Origin of the sequence: Mesorhizobium sp. M1A.F.Ca.IN.020.06.1.1, from assembly GCF_004023265.1 — a bacterium.
GTDB lineage: Bacteria > Pseudomonadota > Alphaproteobacteria > Rhizobiales > Rhizobiaceae > Mesorhizobium.
Genome location: NZ_RZSR01000446.1, coordinates 1 through 4,768, shown reverse-complemented (window position 1 = coordinate 4,768; position 4,768 = coordinate 1). Strand labels below are relative to the sequence as shown.

General features: G+C 62.7%; 6 protein-coding genes. 2 read left to right on the top strand and 4 right to left on the bottom strand.

What is annotated here, in order from left to right; genetic code table 11:
* From EOA60_RS19335 to EOA60_RS19320, 4 genes are all read right to left on the bottom strand, one after another.
* A partial coding sequence (locus EOA60_RS19335; protein ID WP_164899408.1) for an amidohydrolase family protein occupies window positions 1-602 on the bottom strand: 602 nt, incomplete at its 3' end.
* Between the two features lie 12 nt (window positions 603-614).
* On the bottom strand, window positions 615-1,466 hold the full coding sequence (locus EOA60_RS19330) for an ABC transporter permease (protein ID WP_095825693.1): 852 nt from the start codon (window positions 1,464-1,466) through the stop codon (window positions 615-617).
* Window positions 1,453-2,271, bottom strand: coding sequence for an ABC transporter ATP-binding protein (locus tag EOA60_RS19325; RefSeq protein ID WP_095801964.1), 819 nt, complete (start codon window positions 2,269-2,271; stop codon window positions 1,453-1,455). Before EOA60_RS19325 ends, EOA60_RS19330 begins: the two co-directional genes overlap by 14 nt.
* 15 nt (window positions 2,272-2,286) lie before the next feature.
* Entirely contained in the window at window positions 2,287-3,291 is a 1,005-nt protein-coding gene (locus tag EOA60_RS19320) for an ABC transporter substrate-binding protein (protein ID WP_067329238.1), read from the bottom strand.
* A gap of 254 nt (window positions 3,292-3,545) precedes the next feature.
* On the opposite strand from EOA60_RS19320, the gene EOA60_RS19315 reads away from it, so the two are divergent.
* Both EOA60_RS19315 and EOA60_RS19310 read left to right on the top strand, forming a co-directional pair.
* On the top strand, window positions 3,546-3,929 hold the full coding sequence (locus EOA60_RS19315) for a RidA family protein (RefSeq protein WP_067329236.1): 384 nt from the start codon (window positions 3,546-3,548) through the stop codon (window positions 3,927-3,929).
* Between the two features lie 66 nt (window positions 3,930-3,995).
* On the top strand, window positions 3,996-4,768 hold a 773-nt coding region (locus EOA60_RS19310; RefSeq protein ID WP_164899407.1), incomplete at its 3' end, for a creatininase family protein.

Genomic DNA, 4,768 nt, shown 5'->3' with positions numbered 1-4,768 from the left:
ATGTAAGTGACAACGCCGAGCACGCCCTTGGCCGCGGCGACGCGTTTTGCCAGACGCTCGAACCAGGCCTTGTCGCGCACGCCTTCGATGCCAAGCAGACAGGCGGCCTGCAGCTCGATCCGGCCTCGCCATTTTTCCCGCATCGTCTCGAACACCGGCCAGGAAATTTCCTCCTGCGGCGCCACGCTGTCGAGATGCGTGCGCAAGGCCCTGGTACCGTGCGCGTAAGCTGAGCGCAGCGAGAAATCCATGCGCCTCGCCACGTCCTCCGCGCTCCAGCGAGCGGTGCGATCGGCGGCAGTTGCGTTGAGCGCGCCTATGAAGGTGCCGTCGGGATTTGGCTTGCGCGGCCAGATATGGCCCTTGTCGATATGCGTATGGCAGTCGACGAAGCAGGGCAGCACGATGCGGCCGCCAAGGTCGATTGCGTCGAATGGCGGCTCGGCTTTGCCGTGCGCAATGATGCTAGCAATCTTGCCGTCGGCGACGGCAATGTCGGCGAGCGCAAAACCATCGGCATCGAAGCTTGCGGCAAGACCGGGCGTCAGCGATTGATGAACGCGGACGTTGGCGAGTTGGTAACGACCAGAGGCTGGGATCAACATTCAGGCACCCTAGCGCTCCTGCTTCAGCGCGCTCTCGTGCCAGCGGCGCAGGATGAGATGCGACACCAGCGACAGCACGAGGAAGATCAGGATGCCGGTGAGCGAGATCAGGATCAGCGCCGCGAACAGCCTGGGAGCATTGAGCCGGTAGCCCGCCTCGATGATGCGCGAGGCAAGCCCGGACGATTGCCCCTGCGCGCCGGCGACGAACTCGGCCACCACGGCGCCGATCAGCGACAGGCCGCCGGCGATCTTCAGCCCACCGAGGAAATAGGGCATCGCCGCCGGCAGGCGCAGATAGCGCAATTGCTGCCAGCGGGTCGCGCCGTTGAGCTTGAACAAATCGCCCAGGTTGCGGTCGACCGAGTTCAGCCCGAGCGTGGTGTTGGAGAGGATCGGGAAGAAGGCGACGATCCAGGCACAGAGCAGGAGTTTGGTCGTCTGGTTGTTGATGTAGATGTTGATCAGCGGGAAGATCGCCACGATCGGCGTCACCTGCAGCACGATGGCGAAGGGGAAGAACGACATCTCCACCCATTTCGACTGCGCGAACAGCACCGCCAGCCCGACGCCGCCGATGACGGCAAGCAGCAGGCTGAGGAAGGTGATCCTGAGCGTCACCAGCAGCGAAGAGAACAACAGCCCGGCATCGTCATGCAGCGTCTGCAGGACCACGCCCGGGCGCGGCAGGATGTATTGCGGGATCCCGTTCCAGACGCAGATGCGATCCCACAGCCAGATCGCAAGCACCATGATCGCCAGCGGCAGTACCCATTTGCCGATCCGCTCCAGCCGCTCCTGGCGGACGCGGCGCGCCTCTTCCGGGTCGAGCTTCAGGGCATTGTTTTCAATGGCCGTCATGATGAGGTCCGGCGGTTGAGTTGATGGCATTGACCAGCACGTCCGAGGCCTGCCGGCAGAGCGCCGCATAGTCGGGCGAAGTCCGGAATGCCTCGTCGCGCGGATAAGGCGCTTCGATTGCAAGCTCGCCGTGGACGCGGCCCGGTCGTGCCGCCATGACGACGACACGACTGGACAGGAACACGCTTTCGAAGACGCTATGGGTGACGAAGACGACGGTAAACCGCTCGTCCTGCCAAAGCTCGAGAAGATCGTTGTTGAGCTTGAAGCGGGTAATCTCGTCAAGCGCCGCGAAGGGCTCGTCCATCAGAAGAATGCGCGGCTTGGTCACCATAGCCCGTGCGATCGAGACACGCATCTTCATGCCGCCGGAAAGCTCGCGCGGCACGGCATTCTCGAAACCGGTGAGGTGCACGCGCGACAGCATTTCCATCACCGCGGGCTTGGCCTCCGCGCGCGATACGCCTTTCAGCCTGAGCGGCAGCCAGACATTGTCGAAGACGCTGGCCCATGGCAGCAGCGTCGGCTCCTGGAAGACGAAGCCGATATTCGAGCGGTCGATCGAGCCGCGCCAGTCGAGCTGACCGGAGGTCGGCGTCGACAGGCCGGCAATCAACCTGAGCGCCGTCGACTTGCCGCAGCCCGAGGGCCCGAGCAGGCTTAGGAAATCGCCTTCGCGGATCGCCAGGTCGACCTTGCTCAGCGCCGTGACGCCGTTGGAAAAGACCTTGCCGACATTGCGTAAGGAAAGCAGCATCGGGCTCTCACCCGATGCCGTTGCCTGCGCCACTTTCTCCTGGATCATCTCAGGCAGGCCGCCTTACTTCTTCAGCTCCCGCCCGACCCCCTTGTTGATGAAGGCGAGCGTATAGGCCTTCTTGATGTCGATGCCCGGCTGCGCGACCTTGGCCTTGACCATCTTGTCGTAGAAGCTCTGGATGCGCGCTTCGGTCATGCCGCCGATACCGAGCTTTTCCGTATCGCCGGAATCGACAATGCCGAACTTCTTCAGCTGTTCGATCGAGAAGGCGATCTGCTCATCCGTCATGTCCGGATTGTCCTTCTTGATCATCTCGTTGGCGGCCTTGTTGTCGCCGTAGAGGTAGTTGTACCAGCCCTTGGCCGAGCCATCGACGAAGCACTGCACCACCTCCGGCCGCTTGTCGATGGTGTCCTGCATCACCTCGATGGTCGTGGCATAAGTATCCCAGCCATTGTCGGCGAGCAGGAACTGGTTCGGCACGAAGCCGCCCTGTTTCTGCACCGCGTAGGGCTCCGACGTGACATAGCCCTGCTGGATCGACTTCTTGTTGGCGATGAAGGGCGCCGGATTGAAGGTGTATGGCACGCGCTTGGCGGCATCGAAGCCGAGATCGGTCACCATCCACTGGAAGAAGGTCTGTGCGCCCTCGTCGCCGAGGATATACTGGTCGGCGTTCTTCAGGTCCTCCCACTTGTCCAGCCCTTCGCCCGGATGGGACATAATGACCTGCGGGTCCTTCTGGAAGTCGGCGGCGACGACGCGCATCGGAATCCCCTGCTGCACGGCGTCGAAGGCCGAGAGCAGGTTGCCGCCCATGTAGAAATCGATCTTGCCGGCCAGCAGCATCGGCCGGCCGCTGACCTGCGGGCCGCCCTGCATGATGGTGACGTCGAGGCCGCAGGCGGCGTAGGTTCCGTCGGCGATCGCCTGGTAGTAGCCGCCATGTTCCGGCTCGGCCAGCCAGTTGGTGCCAAAGGTGACCTTCTCGTTGGCCGCAGCGCCCAGCGTGCTGGCAGCAAGCAGCGCGATCGCACCCGCCAGGATTTTTTCTTTTCCGTACATAAACATCACCCTCTCTTGGCTCCGGCGCGCTGCGCGCTGGGCTCCACTCCATTGGTTCAAGAAGCAAGACACATGCCACCGCCTTGGGCCGCCTGCTTGCGCGGCAGTCATTGCCGAGACCGGACGGGTCATGCTGTACAAATGGCATCGTGCCCATTTTTTGGACGCCTGTCCATAATCGCCCGGGCGGCATGCACCGCATCTTGAAGCTTTCATGAATCCGGCCTTAGTCTGCCTGCCGACAGGAGAATGCCATGCTCAATTATCTCGCCCCCAAGTCGATCAAGCCGCCCTTTGCCCGTTATAGCCATGGCGTTGAAATTCCAGCGGGAAAGCGCCTTGTGCTATGTTCGGGTCAGTTGGGCATCGCGCCGGATGACGCCGTCCCGGAGGATGCCGGCGCGCAGACCGAGCTTTGCTTCAAGAATATTGCCGCAATCTTAAGCGAAGCCGGGCTGACGCTGAACGATGTCGTGCGCATCAACGCCTTCGTCACCGATCGCGCGCATCTGCAGGCCTATATGGACGTTCGCAATCGCCTGTTTTCCGATCCGGCGCCCGCTTCGACGCTGATGATCGTTTCAGGTTTTGCCCGCCCGGAATTCAAGGTTGAGGTGGAGGTTCTGGCAGCAGGCTAGCTGTTGCCCGGAATGCCCAGGCGCTTTAGACCTTCGGGCCGAACAGCAGACCATCGGGAGACGACAGTGACGACAAGACGTGTGTGGTGGGGCGACTATCGGACGACCGAATACGCCTCGATCGACGCGGAAGCGACGATTGCCGTTCTGCCGGTGGCCGCGGTCGAGCAGCATGGCCCTCACCTTCCCGTCTCGACCGACACCTCGATCATGATGGGCATGCTGGAGACGGTGATTGCGCGCCTGCCCGAGGACATCGACATCCGCCTCCTGCCGGTGCAGGCGGTGGGCAAGTCGAACGAGCATCTGCATGCGCCGGGAACGCTCACCTTGCCGGCCACCACCCTGGTCGACGCCTGGACGGAGCTTGGCCTCTCGGTCGCCCGCGCCGGGGTCAGAAAGTTGATCGTCGTCAACTCGCATGGCGGCAACGAGGAGATCATGGGCATTGTCACGCGCGAATTGCGCGTGCGCGCAAAGATGCTGGCGGTGAAGACGAGCTGGCAGCGCTTCGGCCGTCCCTCCGGCATGTATACCGAGCTCGAGGACCGTCACGGCATCCATGGCGGCGATGTCGAGACCTCGCTGATGCTGCATTTCCGGCCAGATCTCGTCGATATGGGCAAGGCCGACAATTTCGTCTCCAATGTCGGTCGCGCCGAAAAGGAATTCGCCCTGCTGCGGCACACCGGAACGCACGCCTTCGCCTGGATCGCCAGCGACCTCAATCCGAACGGCGTGGTCGGCGACGCCAGCATCGCCACCGCCGAAAAAGGCCGGCTCACGGCCGAGCATCAGGCCGATGGCTTCATCAGCCTGGCCAGGGATGTGCGTAAGGC